At 59.3% G+C, this 17589-nt stretch carries 12 protein-coding genes; 4 read left to right on the plus strand and 8 right to left on the minus strand.

Translation table 11 applies throughout. The annotated features are described in order from the left end of the window. Window positions 1-29 precede the first annotated feature (29 nt). The 4 genes from kdpB to HMPREF2808_RS13510 are packed head-to-tail and all read right to left on the minus strand — an operon-like array spanning window position 30 to window position 4059. The gene (gene kdpB / locus HMPREF2808_RS07270; RefSeq protein WP_070533697.1) at window positions 30-2099 is read right to left on the minus strand and encodes a potassium-transporting ATPase subunit KdpB; all 2070 of its coding nucleotides are present in this window, start codon (window positions 2097-2099) and stop codon (window positions 30-32) included. Next, window positions 2096-3808, minus strand: coding sequence for a potassium-transporting ATPase subunit KdpA (kdpA, locus tag HMPREF2808_RS07275; protein ID WP_369822001.1), 1713 nt, complete (start codon window positions 3806-3808; stop codon window positions 2096-2098). Before kdpA ends, kdpB begins: the two co-directional genes overlap by 4 nt. Further along, on the minus strand, window positions 3808-3903 hold the full coding sequence (kdpF, locus tag HMPREF2808_RS07280; RefSeq protein ID WP_039672809.1) for a K(+)-transporting ATPase subunit F: 96 nt from the start codon (window positions 3901-3903) through the stop codon (window positions 3808-3810). Before kdpF ends, kdpA begins: the two co-directional genes overlap by 1 nt. Before the next feature lie 3 nt (window positions 3904-3906). Beyond that, window positions 3907-4059: a hypothetical protein gene (locus HMPREF2808_RS13510; protein WP_158011604.1), complete on the minus strand. Its 153-nt coding sequence runs from the start codon at window positions 4057-4059 to the stop codon at window positions 3907-3909. A gap of 228 nt (window positions 4060-4287) precedes the next feature. Between HMPREF2808_RS13510 and HMPREF2808_RS07285 the strand changes: the two genes are divergently transcribed. Beyond that, window positions 4288-5973, plus strand: coding sequence for an FAD-binding dehydrogenase (locus HMPREF2808_RS07285; RefSeq protein WP_070563929.1), 1686 nt, complete (start codon window positions 4288-4290; stop codon window positions 5971-5973). Between the two features lie 27 nt (window positions 5974-6000). Beyond that, window positions 6001-7284: a hypothetical protein gene (locus HMPREF2808_RS07290; protein ID WP_070561867.1), complete on the plus strand. Its 1284-nt coding sequence runs from the start codon at window positions 6001-6003 to the stop codon at window positions 7282-7284. Between the two features lie 414 nt (window positions 7285-7698). Here HMPREF2808_RS07290 and leuS read toward each other — a convergent pair whose 3' ends face one another. Both leuS and HMPREF2808_RS07300 read right to left on the minus strand, forming a co-directional pair. Beyond that, window positions 7699-10548: a leucine--tRNA ligase gene (leuS, locus tag HMPREF2808_RS07295; protein ID WP_070596473.1), complete on the minus strand. Its 2850-nt coding sequence runs from the start codon at window positions 10546-10548 to the stop codon at window positions 7699-7701. A gap of 82 nt (window positions 10549-10630) precedes the next feature. After that, window positions 10631-14344 carry a type I restriction endonuclease subunit R gene (locus HMPREF2808_RS07300; protein WP_070624326.1) on the minus strand — a complete coding sequence of 1238 codons (3714 nt, stop codon included), beginning with the start codon at window positions 14342-14344 and terminating at the stop codon, window positions 10631-10633. 349 nt (window positions 14345-14693) lie between these two features. On the opposite strand from HMPREF2808_RS07300, the gene HMPREF2808_RS13970 reads away from it, so the two are divergent. Continuing rightward, complete coding sequence (locus HMPREF2808_RS13970) at window positions 14694-14987, plus strand: type II toxin-antitoxin system Phd/YefM family antitoxin (RefSeq protein ID WP_083309044.1); 294 nt, start codon at window positions 14694-14696, stop codon at window positions 14985-14987. A 51-nt stretch (window positions 14988-15038) separates the two neighbouring features. On the opposite strand, the gene HMPREF2808_RS07305 is transcribed toward HMPREF2808_RS13970, so the two are convergent. Next, the gene (locus HMPREF2808_RS07305) at window positions 15039-15581 is read right to left on the minus strand and encodes an excisionase family DNA-binding protein (RefSeq protein ID WP_070624328.1); all 543 of its coding nucleotides are present in this window, start codon (window positions 15579-15581) and stop codon (window positions 15039-15041) included. 234 nt (window positions 15582-15815) lie between these two features. On the opposite strand from HMPREF2808_RS07305, the gene HMPREF2808_RS07310 reads away from it, so the two are divergent. Beyond that, window positions 15816-17003: a hypothetical protein gene (locus HMPREF2808_RS07310; RefSeq protein ID WP_070624327.1), complete on the plus strand. Its 1188-nt coding sequence runs from the start codon at window positions 15816-15818 to the stop codon at window positions 17001-17003. A 177-nt stretch (window positions 17004-17180) separates the two neighbouring features. Here the strand turns inward: HMPREF2808_RS07310 and HMPREF2808_RS07315 are convergent. Further along, window positions 17181-17589: restriction endonuclease (locus HMPREF2808_RS07315; protein ID WP_210386960.1), on the minus strand; the 409-nt coding region annotated here is incomplete at its 5' end.

Genomic DNA, 17589 nt, shown 5'->3' on the forward strand with positions numbered 1-17589 from the left:
ATTGCTTCCTTTTTCTTTGCAGGTTTTCTTTATAGGCCTGGAAGGAGGGAGACGACATGGTCGATAACCCAGATGCCGATGAAGGGGGTAATAACACCGCCGAGACCCCAGATGCCGAGGTTTCGACGCAACAGTGAGGACGCAGAGGCCGGCTTGTAGGACACACCCTTGAGCGCCAAGGGGATGAGCGCGACGATGATGAGCGCGTTGAAGACAACTGCGGAAACAATGGCGGACTCAGGGGAATGCAGGTGCATGACGTTGAGGCGCTCCAAGTGCGGCAACTGCGTGGAGAAGAGCGCCGGCAGGATGGCAAAGTACTTCGCCAGGTCATTGGCCAAGGAGAAGGTAGTCAACGCGCCGCGGGTGATAAGCAGCTGCTTGCCAATTCGAACGACATCGATGAGCTTTGTCGGGTCAGAATCCAAGTCCACCATGTTGGCAGCTTCCTTCGCCGCGGAGGTACCAGTGTTCATGGCCACGCCCACGTCCGCCTGGGCCAGCGCTGGGGCGTCGTTAGTACCGTCACCGGTCATGGCCACCATGCGGCCTTGTGCTTGCTCCTCACGGATGCGGGCGAGCTTGTCCTCCGGAGTAGCTTCGGCGATGTAATCATCGACGCCGGCTTCCTTGGCAATGGCAGCTGCGGTCAGCGGGTTGTCACCGGTCACCATGATGGTCTTGATACCCATCTGACGCAGTTCAGCGAAGCGCTCGGCCATGCCAGGTTTGACGACGTCACTCAGTTGCACCACCGCAATAACCGTGCGGCTGCCATCGGATTCTTCCACAGCGACGGGCAGCGGGGTGCCACCGTCTTGTGCAATTCGGGTTACGGAATCCTCGATCTCTTGCGGCCAGGTGCCACCTGCTTCAGTAACCCACTTGCGTACGGCATCGCCAGCGCCCTTGCGCAGCTTGCGGTGAGCCAGGTCAAGGCCGGACATCCTCGTCGACGCGCTGAATGGAACGACCTCCGCACTCCGCGCTTCTGCATCTCCTTCGCTGGACAGAGAGTAGTTTTCAGTCAGCCAGGCCACAATGGAACGGCCTTCTGGGGTTTCATCCGCTAGGGAGGAAATGCGAGCAATCGCTGCAGCCTCGCGCTCATCAACGCCCGAAGCCACAATCAGGCCGGTGGCCTGGCGGTTTCCGTAAGTGATGGTGCCCGTCTTGTCCATGAGGAGCGTGGCGACGTCACCAGCCGCCTCCACCGCACGGCCGGAGGTGGCCAGAACGTTGTGACGAACGAGGCGGTTCATACCGGCGATACCAACTGCCGAAAGTAGGGCGGCAATGGTGGTAGGGATTAGGCAGACCAACAGAGCGATAAGGGATAGTGGCGAAAGCTCCGCGCCGGTGAATAGACCCATCGGGGCAAGCGCAGTGACGGCGACGAGGAAGAGGATGGTCAGCGTGGAGAGCAGGATGCTCAGCGCAATCTCGTTCGGAGTCTTGCGGCGTTCCGCGCCCTCCACCAAGGCGATCATGGTGTCAACGAAGGTGGAGCCCGGTTCGGAGGTGATTTTGACCTTGATGGAATCAGAGAGCACCACGGTGCCGCCGGTCACGGCACAGCGGTCACCGCCAGCTTCGCGGACCACAGGAGCCGACTCACCAGTAATAGCCGATTCATCCACGGTGGCAGCACCTTCGATGACGTCACCGTCACCCGGGATGGTCTCCCCTGCTTCTACACGCACGATGGCACCCTTGGTCAGCTCGGACGCGGGGACCACTTCAATGCCAGAGTCAGTAATGAGATTGGCAGTTGCATCATCGCGCACAGAGCGCAGACTGTCTGCTTGGGCCTTGCCACGGCCTTCGGCATATGCCTCGGCAAAGGCGGCAAAGGCAATGGTGAACCACAACCATACCGTCACGACCCATCCGTAAAAGCTGGGGTTGAGGATGGACCACACAGTGGTCAGTGCCGCGCCTACCCACACCACGAACATCACGGGGTTGCGTGCTTGGGCGAGCGGGGACATTTTGCTCGGCAGCGTTTTCAGCGCCGCAGCCGCGAGGCCACTGCTCTTCTCCGGAGCGTTGCGGTGAGGAGTCTTATCCGGCTCAGCGGTGATGGTTTGGGTTGTCATGATAGTGCCTCCGAAATGGGACCCAGGGTGAGGACAGGGAAGAAAGTGAGCGCTGCAACCAGCAGGATTACTCCGATAGTCAACAGCGAGAAGGTAATGCCGGAGGTGGGTAAGCTGCCTGCGGTGGTGGCCTGGCGCTTCTGTCCTGCCAGGCTTCCGGCTAGGTAAAGGGCGAAGACGATGGGCAGGAAGCGGCCCAACAGCATGGCCAAGCCCAAAGTGATCTGCCACCAGGGCTCAGTCACCGTCAGTCCGGCAAAAGCAGAACCGTTGTTATTCGCCGCCGAGGTAAAGGCGTAGAGAACTTCCGACAGGCTGTGGGCATTATCAGCCGTGCCCGGCGCACCGAAGTTGGTCGCTGAAGCTTCCACGAGTTTGCGCTGCGCCACGGAAGCGCCGACGCCCACGAGGACCAGAACCGGCATGGTGAGGATGTACAAGCTAACCGCTGAAATTTCCTTGCGGCCAATCTTGTTGCCCATAAATTCCGGTGTGCGGCCCACTAGGAGGCCACCGATGAACACCGCGAGGATGGCCACAACCAACAGGCCATAGAGGCCAGTACCCACACCACCCGGCGCGATTTCACCCAGCAGCATGTTGAGGATGAGCAGACCACCGCCCAGTGGCGAATAGCTATCGTGCATCGAATCCACCGCACCCGTCGAGGTACCCGTGGTAGACACGGCGAACAGTGCTGAGGCATCAATGCCTAGCCGCTGTTCGATACCTTCCATGTTGGTGCCTGCCAACTGAGACGCGCCGCCGACAAGGGTGTGCTGTGCCCAAGTCACCAGAACAACCATCACGGTCCACAAACCACCAGCCACGCTGAGCAGCGTCCACGCGTGCTTCTGCGACTTGAGCATCACACCATACGTGCGAATCATGCAGAAAGAGATGACAAGCAGGGAGAAGATCTCCACCAAGTTGGTAAAGCCGGTCGGGTTCTCAAACGGGTGCGCAGAGTTGGCACCGAAGATGCCACCGCCGTTGGTACCCAGGAGCTTAATGGCTTCCTGGCTGGCCACGGGAGCACGGGAAATATCTACACCGGACTCCGTAACCAGGTTCGAGCCAAAGGTTTGCATGGTTCCGCCGAGGACGAGCACGGTGGAGATGAATAGCGACAGGGGAAGCAGGATGCGGACGAGGCCGCGGGTGAGGTCCACCCAGAAGTTGCCGATGAGGTGCTGACCATTCTCGGTTGCCAACGTATCGCGGCTGTACCCCAAGTGACCGATGCCGCGGATCAAGGCGACAGCAACACACATGCCCACTGCGGCTGAGGCGAAGTTTTGCACGGTCAGGCCCAGCATCTGCGAAGCGTTCGTCAGAGTGTCTTCACCGGAATAGGACTGCCAGTTGGTGTTGGAGGTAAAGGAAGCCGCGGTGTTGAAGGCCATCCACGGCTCCACGGCTTCCTCGCGGGGGTTTCCAAAACTTGGCAACACCGCTTGGAGCCGCTGCACTGCGTAAAGGACGAGGACTGAAGCCAGGCTGAAGCCCAGCAGAGCGCGAGCGTAGTTCTTAGCGTTATGGCCCCGGTTAGGGTCAATACGCAAAATTCTGTACACAAGGCGCTCCACGGCCCAGTCTTTTTCAGAGGTATATGTGCGGGCCATCCAATTGCCCAGCGGCACGTAGGCCGCTGCTAGAAGTGCAAGGAGGGCAAGATACTGCGGCGCCACCGCCGCAATGCTAGCGATCATGCGAAACGCTCCGGGTCAATAAGGGAAATGATGAGATAAGCCACGAGCGCGACAACAATGATGAGCCCGATGACTGCTGTGATGGTGTTCATGTTCTACGCGTCTCCGTCCATAAACTCGTTGATGGAGGAAGGACCGCTGAACGCAAGGACCACGATCACTATGACCAGAATGTCCAACATGTGGGAGAGACCCCCTTGTGCGCGTGCAATGTTCTGCACTAGTCCGTGCTCAGTGAAGGTTGTCACCGAGCATCAGTGCCTCCTAATCGGCATCTGACATCTAGTGACGTTAGGAGCACACCCCGCTGTACTTACCTTTTCTTTGCGGCATCTTTACACCTTCAGCCTCGAATCTTTACGTCCTCTTTACGCCCCCATTTACCCCCAACTAACAAATGCCGAAACTCCATTGTTTCTGTACATCTTCCTGAATACTCCCCCTAACTGTTCTTTCATCGCGTAAAGTTTCTTTCCATGAACGAAACCTCCGTCATCATCGTGGGCACCGGCCTCGCCGGCATGGTCGCCGGCTACGAGGCCCTCAAAGGTGGCAAGCACGTCATCTTCCTTGAACAAGAAAACCGCAATAACCTCGGCGGGCAGGCTTTTTGGTCACTCGGCGGGCTGTTCTATGTCAATTCTCCCGAACAATCCATGATGCGGGTCAAGGACTCCGAAGAGTTGGCGTGGCGGGACTGGACCAACTCAGCCGATTATGACCCAGTGACCGAGGAGGACCGTCACGACTATTGGGGTGAGAAATGGGGACGCGAATACGTGCGCTTCGCCGCCAATGAAAAGCGCTCCTATCTCAAAGGCCTAGGCCTCAACGTCCTGCCCACCATCGGATGGGCAGAGCGCGGCTCCGGGGATGCCTCCGGCCACGGCAACTCCGTGCCGCGCTTCCACCTCACCTGGGGCACGGGCCCAGAGGTCGTGCGCGTCTTCCGTGAGCCGCTCCTTAATGCAGAAGAAAAAGGCCAGGTAGAGTTCCATTTCCGCCACCGCGTGGATGAGCTCGTCGTCGAGAACGACGAGGCGGGTCGTCCGCGTGTGGTGGGCGTGCGCGGCAGCGTCCTCTCCCCCACCAATCAGGTACGTGGCGAGGCCAGCCCGAGGGACGTCGTCAAGCACTTTGAACTGCGCGGCTCCGCCGTGGTGATTGCCACCGGCGGCATCGGCGGCAATCTGGAGAAGGTACGCAAGATGTGGCCCACTGAGCGCTGGGGCGAATGCCCGAAGGAGCTGGTCACGGGTGTTCCCGCGCATGTCGACGGCCGCGGCATCGACATCGCCCAGCAGGCCGGCGCCTCCGTGGTCAACACCGACCGCATGTGGGCCTACACCGAGGGCATGACCAACTGGAACTCCATTTGGCCCGGCCACGGCATCCGCATCATCCCTGGGCCCTCGGCGCTGTGGATCGACGCCGAAGGCAACCGCCTGCCCACCACCCTCTTCCCCGGCACCGATAACCTGGCCGCACTCGCCCACATTGGCCAGACCGGCCACGGCTATTCCTGGTTCGTGCTCAACAAGGCCATCGTGGACAAGGAATTCATCTTCTCCGGCTCGGAGCAGAACCCGGATCTGACGGATAAGGAATTCAAGAAGCTCGCCGGCAAGCTGGGCCCCGGCACGCACGTGGCCGTCAAGGCCTTCATGGACAACGGTATCGACTGGGTCGTAAAAGACAACCTGGAGGATCTCGTCGCCGGAATGAACGACATCTCTCCGGAGGGCTCCCCCACCATTGATGTGGCCCAACTTCGAAAAGTCCTGGAAGACCGCGATTCTCAGCTTGATAATCCCTTCAGCAAGGACACCCAAGTCAACTACCTGCGCGTGGCCCGCGGCTTCTTGGGTGACAAGCTCATCCGCGTGGCTCCCCCGCACCGCATCCTCGATGAATCCAAGGGCCCGCTCATCGCGGTGCGTTTGAAATTCCTGACCCGAAAGACGCTGGGTGGCCTGGAGACCAACCTCGATGGCCAGTGCCTCAACCCCGACGGCACGGTACTCCCCGGCCTTTACGCCTGCGGTGAGGCCTCCGGTTTCGGCGGTGGCGGCATGCACGGCAAGAATGCGCTGGAAGGCACCTTCCTCGGCGGATGCATCCACTCGGGCAAGCGCGTGGGCGAAGCGTTGGCGCGCGGCTAGCACGGTTTTCTAATACTGTCGGTCACTATGAACCTCGCTAGGAACGTCCGCATCGACGTGGAGAATCCCTTCTTCACCACGTCCCGCTTCGTCGCCGCCCCCGCGGAACTCACCGTGGGCGAGATGATGATCATCGTCCACGCCGCACTCGGCCTCGAGCCCTCTCATCCGGGAATCCTCGTCGGTGGGGACGATACGCCAATCGACGTCCTCAGCATCATTGACCAGGACTTTTTCGAGACTTTCCGGGAGGTAGCGCACTACCACCCCTCGGACGGCGCATGGAATATCAGCATCAGCGTGGCCGATAGCTCGCGCGTCGTCATGGGCCTTCCCGCGCTTATCGCCGGTGAGGGTCCCGATCTCATGAGTGAGCTCGGAAGTGCCGAGGCGATGTTCAAGGTGGTCCTCGACGTCCAGGCCACCATGGCCTACATGGCCGTGCCCACGGATAGTATGGAGCGCATCTTCGCGCTCTTCCCCAACTACACACTGGACCAAATCCACCAACGCCTCACCACGTTCTTCCCGCCAGCAGTGGCGCAGCGCCTGGCCACCATGGGCACGGAGGCCGCCAACCTCGAGGGCGGCACCAAGCCCGCGCTGCCTGGGGATCTCCCGCTCGATCCCTTCCGCTCCACCCCCTTCGAAGACATCCCCGTGCCCTCCCCGGAGCTGCTGGAGCAATGGCGCGCGGACATCCACGAGGCCTACCCGGAGCTGCGCCCCGACTATGAGCTGCCGGCGCTTGACGACGCCACCGCCGCCCACGTAGGCCAGCGCATACGCGAATACCTCGAGGTCATCGAGGAATTTCCGCGTCTCACCGGGGCCGGCTACCTCAAGCAGGCGGCCGTCGCGCGCCTCAAGGAGGGACTGAATAGCCCCAATGATTTTGATGAGGTCAAGCGCGAGGACTACCACCAGCCGTTGCTGAACTTGCGGGGTTTCTTGACGGACTTGGATTGGATCAAGACCACGACGACGGATATCAAGCTCACCAAATATGGCCGCAAGGCCATGAGCGATCCGCTCTGGGCAACGCAGGTCGTCCTGAACAACATCCCCTATGCCTACGCCGAACCGGAGGGCATTCCTCAACTGTCCTTCGAACTAGTCCATTTATTCCGCGGCGAGTGGGAGTTCAACCCGGAATACGACTACACGCACGCCATCACCCGCGACCTGCTGTTCACGCTGGGCGTCCTTGAGGATGATTCCACGTTTCCCATGATTACCGATGGCTGCGAGGGCTTCCTCGGCGCGATCATCACCAAGGTGCGCGAGGAGCTGAACCAAGAGCTGGATTAGCTCCAAGCCGCGACCATGTAGACGACACTCATAACACTGCTCCCTGGTGTTGTTCGGCGGTGAGGTGGGATTGTTGCGCACTAAATCCGCCTAGGTCAGGAAGGCGTCCTGCAAAAGGCATCTGGTAAAAGGCATCTTTGGGTCTAAAAACGCCATCTGCACTGAGTAAATGGCGTTTTTGGTCGCGAAAACGCCATTTGACTGATGCCTTTTGTAAGACGCCTTTTGTCAGTTGCCTCCTGCATGTCAATGGAGGCACGCAGACGTTGCGCGCTGCGAGGGGAGTGACGAAGGTACACGCCTAGGCGCAAAACTGCCCTAACTGACAATTTTCCCCACGATCCTTCGCTGGAAGGGCGCTGGTTTCGTCAACTAGGGCAGTTGCGGCCGCCATCTAACGGAGCCACGTTGGTTTTACTTCACCACCAGGTTGACCATGCGGCCCGGGACGTAAATCTCCTTGACCACGTTCTTGCCGGCGGTCAGCTCGGCGATGCGCTCATCGCTCTTTGCCACGCCCACGACGGTGGCTTGGTCGGCATCGGCGGGCACCATGACGCGGGCCTTGACCTTGCCGTTGATCTGTACCGGAACCTCAATCTCATCGTCGACGAGGTACTTCTCATCGAACTCCGGGAAGGACTCGTAAGTAATGGTCTCCTCGTGACCGAAGCGCTTCCACAGCTCCTCCGCAATGTGCGGGGCAACAGGGGAGACCAGCTGCGCTACCGGCTCAACGGCCGCGCGCGGCGCTCCCTTCGGGTAGGTCTTGGTCAGGTAGTTGACGTACTCGATGAGCTTGGCCACGACGGTGTTGAGGCGCAGGTTCTCATAGTCGTCACGCACGCCGGCGATGGTGCGGTTGAGCTGCTTCAGGTCATCGTCGGAAAGCGCGGCGTCCGTCGTGGACAGCTCGCCGGAGTTCTCATCGATAGCCAAGCGCCACAGGCGCTGCAGGAAGCGCTGCGCGCCCACCACGTCCTTGGTCGCCCACGGGCGGGAGGTATCCAGCGGGCCCATGGACATCTCGTACACGCGCAGGGTATCGGCACCATAGTCGTTGCAGATGTCATCCGGGGCCACGGCATTCTTCAGGGACTTGCCCATCTTGCCGTACTCCTGGTTGACCTTCTCATCCCCGTAGTAGAACGCGCCATCGCGTTCTACTACCTCGGCGGCCGGGACGTAGACACCGCGGGAATCCGTGTACGCGTAGGCCTGGATGTAGCCCTGGTTGTACAGGCGGCGGTAGGGCTCCTTGGAGCTTACAAAGCCCAGGTCAAAGAGCACCTTGTGCCAGAAGCGCGAGTAGAGCAGGTGCAGCACAGCGTGCTCAACGCCACCGACGTAGAGGTCAACGCCGCCCGGATCGTTGGCGCCGTGCTCTTCTGTACGCGGGCCCGTCCAGTAGCGCTCATTCTCCAGATCGCAGAAGACTTCATCGTTCGTCGGATCGATGTAGCGCAGCTGGTACCAGGACGAACCTGCCCACTGCGGCATGACGTTGGTGTCGCGGTAGTACGTCTTGGGGCCATCCCCAAGACCCAGGTCCAGCTCCACCTCAACCCACTCGCGGGCCTTGGCCAGCGGCGGCTGCGGGGAGGAATCGGCATCATCCGGATCGAAGGCCACCGGCTTGTAATCTTCCACCTCAGGCAGCTCGATGGGCAACATCGACTCCGGCAGCGGGTAGGCCTGGCCGGCCTCGTCGTAGACGATGGGGAAGGGCTCGCCCCAGTAGCGCTGGCGGGCAAACAGCCAGTCACGCAGCTTGTACTGGATCTTCTCGCGGCCTACTCCTTGTTCCTCCAGCCACGGAATGATGGCGGCGATGGCCTCATCCTTGGACATACCGTTGATGTCCAGGGAATCGTTGGCGGAGTTTACGGCCTTGCCGGACTCCGTGTACGCCTCCTTGGTGATGTCGCCGCCAGCAACCACTTCAGTAATCGGCAGCCCAAAGACCGTGGCGAACTCATAGTCACGCGTATCGTGCGCCGGGACCGCCATGATGGCGCCGGTGCCGTAGCCGGTCAGGACGTAGTCTGCGATGAAGATCGGCACCTGCTTGCCGTTGACCGGGTTGGTGGCATAGGTACCCAGGAAGACACCGGTCTTTTCCTTGTTCTCCTGGCGCTCCAGGTCGGACTTCGCGGCGATGGACGCGCGGTAGGCCTCCACGGCCTCCTTCGGATCATCATGACCGAAGGTCCAGCGCTCATCCACATCATCGTCATAAGGGATGGGGGAGAGGAGGGCGTCGACAAGCTCGTGCTCCGGGGCCAGCACCACGTACTCCGCACCGAAGAGAGTATCCGGGCGGGTGGTGAAGACGTCGATGTTGTAACCCTCGGCGTGGAAGCTGACCTCTGCACCACGGGAGCGGCCAATCCAGTTACGCTGCATGGACTTGACCTTCTCCGGCCAATCCAGAAGCTCCAGGTCATCGAGCAGGCGGTCGGAGTAGGCGGTAATGCGCATCATCCACTGACGCAGGTTTTTGCGGAAGACCGGGAAGTTTCCGCGCTCGGACTTGCCCTCCGCGGTGACCTCCTCATTAGCCAGCACCGTGCCCAGGCCCGGGCACCAGTTCACGGTGGAGTTGGACAGGTAAACAAGACGGAATTCGTCGAGCGCGTGGCGCTGCTCTTCCTTGGTGAGATCCGCGTAGTAGCGGCCGTCCTTGGTGGTGCGCTTGCCCACCTCAAGCTCCTTGATGAGCTCAGAGATCGGGCGCGCCTTCTGCTGCTCTTCATCAAACCAGGAGTTATAAATCTGCAGGAAGATCCACTGCGTCCACTTGAAGAAGGAGGGGTCGGTGGACTCCACGGAGCGGCGCGGATCGTGGCCTAAGCCCAGAATGCCCAGCTGGCGGCGCATGTTCTTGATATTCGCCTCCGTCGTGGTGCGCGGGTGCGTACCCGTCTGGATGGCGTACTGCTCCGCCGGCAGGCCGAAGGCGTCATAACCCAACGTGTGCAGGACGTTCTTGCCCAGCATGCGTTGATAACGCGCATAGGTATCCGTAGCGATATAGCCCAGCGGGTGGCCCACGTGAAGGCCTGCGCCCGAAGGGTAGGGGAACATGTCCTGGATGTTCAGCTTCTCCGCGGGAAGTTCCTTACCCTCCTCCGCGAGCGGACCGACTGGGTTCGGCGCGTTGAACGTGCCGTTGTCCTTCCAGTACTGCTGCCAGGCCTTTTCAATCTGCGCGGCGAGCTCCGGCGTGTAGCGGTGGGTGGTGTTATCGCTCGGGTTAGTCATGGTTAGACAGTGTAGTCACCGTACGGACATCACCCCAGTTAGACCCAGCTAGACCGCGTCCTTTCCCGCAGAGCGGCGGCACTTAGTTAGCCTGTGCCGTTGCTTCAATCCGTTCAAGGCGCTTGCGCAAATCCACGATGACATCGGTCTTGTTGTAGAAGATATCGACGACAGAGCCCTCTTCATCAAAGGGCGGCTGGAAAATTTCCTCGTAGGCCACGCCACCGTTGTGAACCAGCACGTCCACCAGCATCTTGATGAAGCGGATTTGGGCGGCGCTGAACGAAGTGTTGCTGAGAAGGTCCGCAAATTGCTCCTGGACTGCAGCTTCATCAAGACCTACCAAGCGGCGAATGAAGGCAGGAATACTGTCTCCACCCATGCGTTCCCGCAGCTTGTCAATGCTTTCCTCGAAGCCCACGCTTCCCCCGCCAGCCTGAGCCACCATGGCTTCCAACGCGGCAACATCCTCTGCGTTAAGCGCACGTGCACTACGCAACTTGATCATCGCGAGATCGTTGTCGTGTTCCTGCAGCACATCACGCAGCTGTTGTTCGGCCTGAGAGGGGTAAGAGCCTGTTCCGGGCAGCCGCCCAGGCATCTCATCATCGATCGTGAGTTCACCCATCTCATCTTGGATGTCGAGGGTCACGGCGTTGCGCTTTCCCTTGGGCACGAACTGGATGAGCGAACGCATGCCGATGCGGATGGTCTCGAGGTCCTCGACCGTAACGTTCTTCCACCACTCCGGATCCAGCGCGCGCTCGAGGAAGGACCGCCGCTCGGCCACCATGGGGATGGTGGAGCTCACGGCCATGAGATCATTCGCCATACCCTCCACGCGTTGGCGCATTGCCGCAAACTCGGGGCTGTGGTCGAGCAACCCCACTTGGAGCTTCAGAATCACCAGATCAAAGCGCTTAGCTGTCTCTGGTTCCTTCATTGTGTTCAGCGGCAGGTGTGCGAGATGGCGGCGCAGCTGCTCAGCCTTTTCCTCATTCACGTCGTCCCAGGCGGAGCGCTCGCGGTAGCGCATCAGGGTTTCTTTGTCGCCGGGCCGGACCATGATGTGGCCTAGCGGCACAGACGCCGTTGAGGCGTGGAGGGAGTCGGCAAGCTCGGCGCGCAGTTCTGGGGCATCGGAGTGCTTGTCCAGCTGCGCGAGCAATCCCACGCGGGCATCAAAAAGCTTTTCCGACAGCGATCGCGGGCGTCCCGTGGCCGAATCACGGGCTTCACCCTTGTAGAACTCATCCACGTTGCCGCAGAAGTCGAAGATGAGGAAGTGCGTCTTGTCCATCCCCGGCCCGAAGAGGTCCGGGCGCAATCGCGTCCCTCGGCCCACCATCTGCCAGAACTTGGTGGGGGAGTAGATGGGTTTGAAGAAGACGAGGTTAACCACCTCGGGTACGTCGACGCCAGTGTCCAGCATGTCCACGGAAATCGCGATGTTGACGTCCCCGTCCGGATTTGCAAACTCGTCTAAGGCCGACTGCGCATACTTTGTGTGCGTGGTGATCACGGAGGCACCAGTGCGCGAATACTCCGGGAACGTCGCGTCAAAGACTTCCTTGATAAGTTCCGCGTGGCGTTGGGTCCGGGCGAAGATGATGGTCTTTCCCAATTGGTCGCCGCCCACGCGAATCCCGTTCTCCACCACGGTTTTCAACACCTTGCGTATGGTGTCCTTGTTGAACAGGTAGCGGTTGATCTCCGCCGAGGAAATCTGCCCGGGCGGATCTAGGCGCCCACCGTCCTCGTCGGTACCCCAATCGGACGTGTCCCACGCCAGCTGTTCCTCGGGGGAGAGCTCGTCATAGGACATACCACGACGCAGGAAGAGTGAGTCCTGACGAGCCGTCTTGAAGGGAACGAGGTTTCCATCTGCCACGGCTTCATCGAGGCCGTACTCGAAGGACGGGGTTTTATCTTCCATCTCAAAGAGCGCATATGTGTCATGGTCGATTTCGCTCTTCGGCGTCGCCGTCAGCCCCACCACGTAGGCATCGAAGTACTCCAAGATGCGCTTGAAGCGGTTGTAAACGGAGCGGTGGGCCTCATCCACGATGATGAGGTCAAAGTCGAACGGCCCAAACTTGGCCGGTGTGTCTCCGTCATCACCAATCAGGTTCATCATGGTGTTGTAGGTAGTGACGTACACATCACCCACCTGCTCAGGATTCTTGATGAGGTTCACGGGCGTGGACTCCGCATACATGCTCACAAAAGCCTTGTGCGCTTGGTTGACCAAGGCAGTGCGGTCCGCCAGGAACAGCACCTTGCCCACCCAGCCGGCCTGGCGCAACAGCTTGACGGTGGCCACGGCCACACGCGTCTTACCAGTTCCCGTCGCCATGACCAGCAATGCTTGGCGACGCCTCCGCCTCTCCAACGTCTCCGTCACCGCGCGGATGGCCTCGAGCTGATACGTGCGGGCGCCGCCGCCAGCAATCTCCGTATCAACCGCCGTCTCACTCAATAGGGCACGCATGGTGCGCCGCCCGATCATGCGGCGAAATTGCTGCGCAGTGGGGAAACCTTCAACCTCTCGGGCGGGATAGCCCACACCGGAGCCAGGAAGGTTAGCGGCATCATCGATCAGGTCAATGTGATAGCCGTTGGTACACAGCATGACCGGCCGTGTGCCGTATTCGCGCTCGATGCAATCCGCGTACAGCTTCACCTGTTGGGCGCCCACGCTCATAGACTCCATCGATTTCTTCGCTTCGATAACGGCCAGCGGTGTGCGGTCATCATCCCACAAGACATAATCTGCGAATCCAACACCGGAGGTGTTGGGCATGCCGCGCAGCTCGAGCTCTCGAGTGATTGAATCATCACTAAACCCTGCCGCTTCGAGCATCGGGTCAATGAGCTGTCGGCGGGTCTCGGCCTCGCTGATCGCCAAAGGCGCAGCCGACGGTGCTGCCACCCCGGCGCGCTCTGCAGCGGCTGCTTGTTGCTCAGCCAACTGCTCCTGGAGGGCCTCAATCTTGGCAGCAAGTTCGTCTTTCACCTGCCGTGCAGCTTCGCGCTCCGCTTCGGCTTGCTCCTGGGCATCGGCGATCTCCGCCTTCGCCTTAATCTCCGTGCTCCGCCGCTTGAGCTCGAACTGGGCAGCCTCACGAAGGCGCTTCTCCTCCGCTTGACGTGCTGCTTCCTGGGCTTCGTTGAGCAGCAGCCGGTTCTTCTTTAGCTCCTCATCTTTCTGTTCCAGCTTTTTGAGGTACGCGGCGGTCTGCGCTTGGGAGCGCCCAGCAACGTGAATGCCTGAAGAGTCAGCTGTGGCTTGGCCCAGCAGGTTAGTATCAAAAGCCGCCTGCGGACCCGGTGCGGCCTGAGGGTTGGCCGAGTGGTACCGCACCGCCCAGGCCATGAGGTCATAGAGGTGCGCCGCCGCCTTCCGCGCCCTCTGCGGGGAGGTCGGCGCTTGCTTGCCTTCCATGTCGTCGGCGTGTGCGGCGTCGTTGCCGCTCTTGCGCAAGAGAGTCATCTTGCGCAACATGGTCTGGTTATCCACGCAGTCAGTGAAGGCGCGGTCTCGGGTCATCTCCGCCAAGCTGCGGTACTGAGTGTCACCCAAATTTCGGAGCACCCAGATGTGGCTGACCACCCGCTCCAACACCTTGCGCGCGTAAAAGCAGGAAATCACGGGGTCCGCATCGACGAACCGCTCTACCTTCAGGCATTCCTCATACGCAGTGGGCCAGACGTAACGTACAAAGCTGAAGTTGCTGCGTGCAGGCCCACCTGGCACACCGTTGCGCCCAGCAGTCGGGGGAGTAGTGGTCACCATAGAGTTCTCCAGGGACAAGTTTTCACATCACCAGGGACGTGGTGTCATATCGAATACAGCTTGATTCCAGTAATTCTAAGTCACCGCCCTATACCTAGCTACCAGAATTACTCCTTTCCCGGGTCAATCTCTTCAGCCTCTCTCTTCCCTGACCTATCGCCGTCCTCCCTGGTTAATCACTGCATTCGCCCCTTGTCCTTGCCTAAATACGCCACTAGAATCACCGTTGTCCTGCAGTTCTACAGTTGGCTGTTCCAAGGTCCACCACTCAAAAACAAGGACACCAATAAACCAATAAAGAAGGACAAAACTCCCGTCCACCGGATGTTCAGACAAGGCAGCTAAAACGATGACCAGTATTTCTTTGCGCGAACTCACCCAGCGTTCTGAGCACATAGTGCGTGCAGTGGCCGCTACGGGTCACAACGTGGTCATCACTGACCGCAATCAAGCCATCGTTCGAATTGTCCCCATCTCATCCCCAGATAGCCCCGTGAAGCAATTAGTGGCTGCCGGAATTTTGAGCCACGCTCCAGAGCCTTATTCACAGCCAGCCGCCACAGCCCCGCAGCCAAGGCACACAGACAATCTGCGTCCTGGAACCGACATTATTTCGCTACTGGACCGTGACGACCGCTTGTGATGGCTTATGTGGATGGCTCGTTGCATGACCCCATCCAGATGCGCCGACAGACTATCCACGCCGAGCCTTCTGCGCCGCTTCCTTGCGGACGTTTTTAAAGATCTGCGTAATGTCCACAGCGCCGTCAGTTTTATCTAGAGTATCTACGTCATAGGCACCAGCACGCTGGGCCTCAGACGCCAGCTCTCGCAGTGCTTTGCGGCGTTCACTCCGCAGCCCATCTCGGTACCGCAATAGGTCAACGAGCCGAACTCTCCTATGCCTTCCACCGGTAGTGCGCTCAAACGCAATCGATCCATCCTCAAGCTTCTTCACCAGAGTCGGCCTACTAATGCCCAGGAAATCTGCCGCTTGCTGCGTTGTGAGCAACTGGTCTACGGGCGCAACAGTCACGGCCTTTCCTTGCTGCATCGCGTGAACTGCGTCAAGTAATACGCTCAATGCCTCCTCGGGCAGATCTACCGCCTGCCCGTCGGGCCCCACTAGCGCAGTAGGTCCCGACTGCTGCTCTAAGAACCTGCTCACGTCAAGCATGGCTTTCAGGTCCTGCGGCGGAAGCGTCGTGTGGGGGCGGTGATTCCGTGCCTCATCCATAAGTTCATCATAGGGCAATTCGAAAAATTCGAAAGAGCGAACGCAGCTCCTCGTGCCCGATGAATGCCTACTCATTTTCATGCTGCGGCATGCATCGTTTCTTCAAGGCAGCAGGCCAACAAACAAGCAGATCCATAAAAATAATTTTGATTACTAATAACCAAGACTTCAGACACAATCTTGGGCTATAACTACAAGGTCACTATTTCTCTTCTCTGAAAGTTGAACTCTCTCATGACATACTCTCGGCTCGGTCTTGGAGTCTCCATCGCCGTTTCGCTCTCCTTGGTTTCTGTCCCTTCCGCTACTGCTCTCGATGCTCAGCTGGACACTCGCAATGGCAAAGAGATTTGTGTGGTCTCCCTCGACTCCGCGGAAAAGGAAATCTCTAAGAAGTACTTCGCTGCGAAACTCGAGGAACAAACCAAACTGCAGAACCGCATGCGCCAGGACTTCCCGCAGTATGCGGACAGCTTTGCCCGCCTAGACTCCGCCCCTCAGACCCACAAAATGCTCACTTTCTGGTCTGACATCAGCTTCTTTGCGCTCCCCACTGAGGCTGAGCTTGCAGCTCAGGGCTACGACCGCTTGGACGCTTCCTACCTCGTATTCACCAATTCTGACACTGAGGCCAAGTACAAGGATTGGGCGGCCAACGGATATCCCTTCAATTGGGAAGTGGCGCGCAATTGGACTCCCAGCGAACTCGCTGAGTATCCCTACGGCGATCTCCCCGTAGTGAACTCACAGAACGGTGAAGTCGAGGATTCTGCCATGGATCTTCGGACGCAGGTGCCCTCGTACTCCGCAGGTCTACATGCTGGTTTCCCCACTACTTCTCAAAAGCTGACCAATCTCATGAAGCCGGGGGAGCTTCGTCTGCAACCTCTCGAGGATGAATTCGAAGCCGTAGCAGGCCTCGAAGTCATGGGCTTTACCTTGCCCTTCAGCTCCACTGTCACCCTTGCTGGTGCTTGCGAAAACGCCTACCTCGCGAAGGAACAATCCGAAGCTGAGGCCTCTACTACGCCGCCGACCTCTGAACCAGTTCCGTCCACTAGAACAACCACGACACCGACCACTTCCGTTGTGCCTCCTTCTACGACGGAACCAACCACAACCCGTCCGGCTAAGACCACCCCGGCGGCTACTTCTACTGCACCCGCAAAGCCGACCACGGCAAAGCCAACTACAACCAAGCCCAAGCCGACCACGACCAGCGCGACTAAGTCCACCACAGCGCCTTCATCCACCGCGCCCGCAAAACCGACCACAACCACTCCAGCGCCGAAGCCCAATAAGACCAATGACAGCGGTTCCTCCACTGGCGGAATCATCGCCATCGTCTTGGCAATCCTTGCCGCCGCAGGCATTGGTGTTGTGGCCTTCCTGCCGCAACTAGGGTTCAAGCTCCCTTTCTAGAGATTGGCTTCTTAGGTCATCGCCATTAACTTTTTTAAGGCGAAAGGGCGGAAATAGTTTCCCCGACGTGACCAATGACAGGCGCCCAGCTCCATTTCGTTGAGCTGGGCGCCTGTCCTTTTTTAAACGCAGCGAAAGGCTGTACTCGCTCCCGCAAACGCAAGAATCCGCCTCTACCTACTCGAAGTAATCCTCGTCCACCTCAACCAGTGCCACAGTCCGCTTGACCTGCACGCCCACGCCGTAGCGGATCATCAGTTCCGCCAACCTGTCACCGTCGATTAAGACGACGCGTGACGACACCGCATCCGCATACTCCTGCGCCTTATCTGAAAAAGTCGCTGTAGTCAGGAACACCCCTCGATCCGCCTGCGCACCCTGCAGCGCACCCACGAATCCCTGAATAGCCGGTCGGCCGATGCTCTTATCCAACGCATACCGCTTAGCCTGCACGTAAATGCGAGACAGCCCCAGCGCATCCTGGTCAATAATCCCGTCGATTCCACCATCATTGGATAACTGCGTGCGCGTAGCCTTGCCCTGCGTACCGCCATATTGTTCAGAAGACTGAAATGGTAGCGGTGTG

It is taken from the genome of Corynebacterium sp. HMSC078A10, from assembly GCF_001811565.1.
Taxonomy (GTDB): Bacteria; Actinomycetota; Actinomycetes; order Mycobacteriales; family Mycobacteriaceae; genus Corynebacterium; species Corynebacterium hesseae.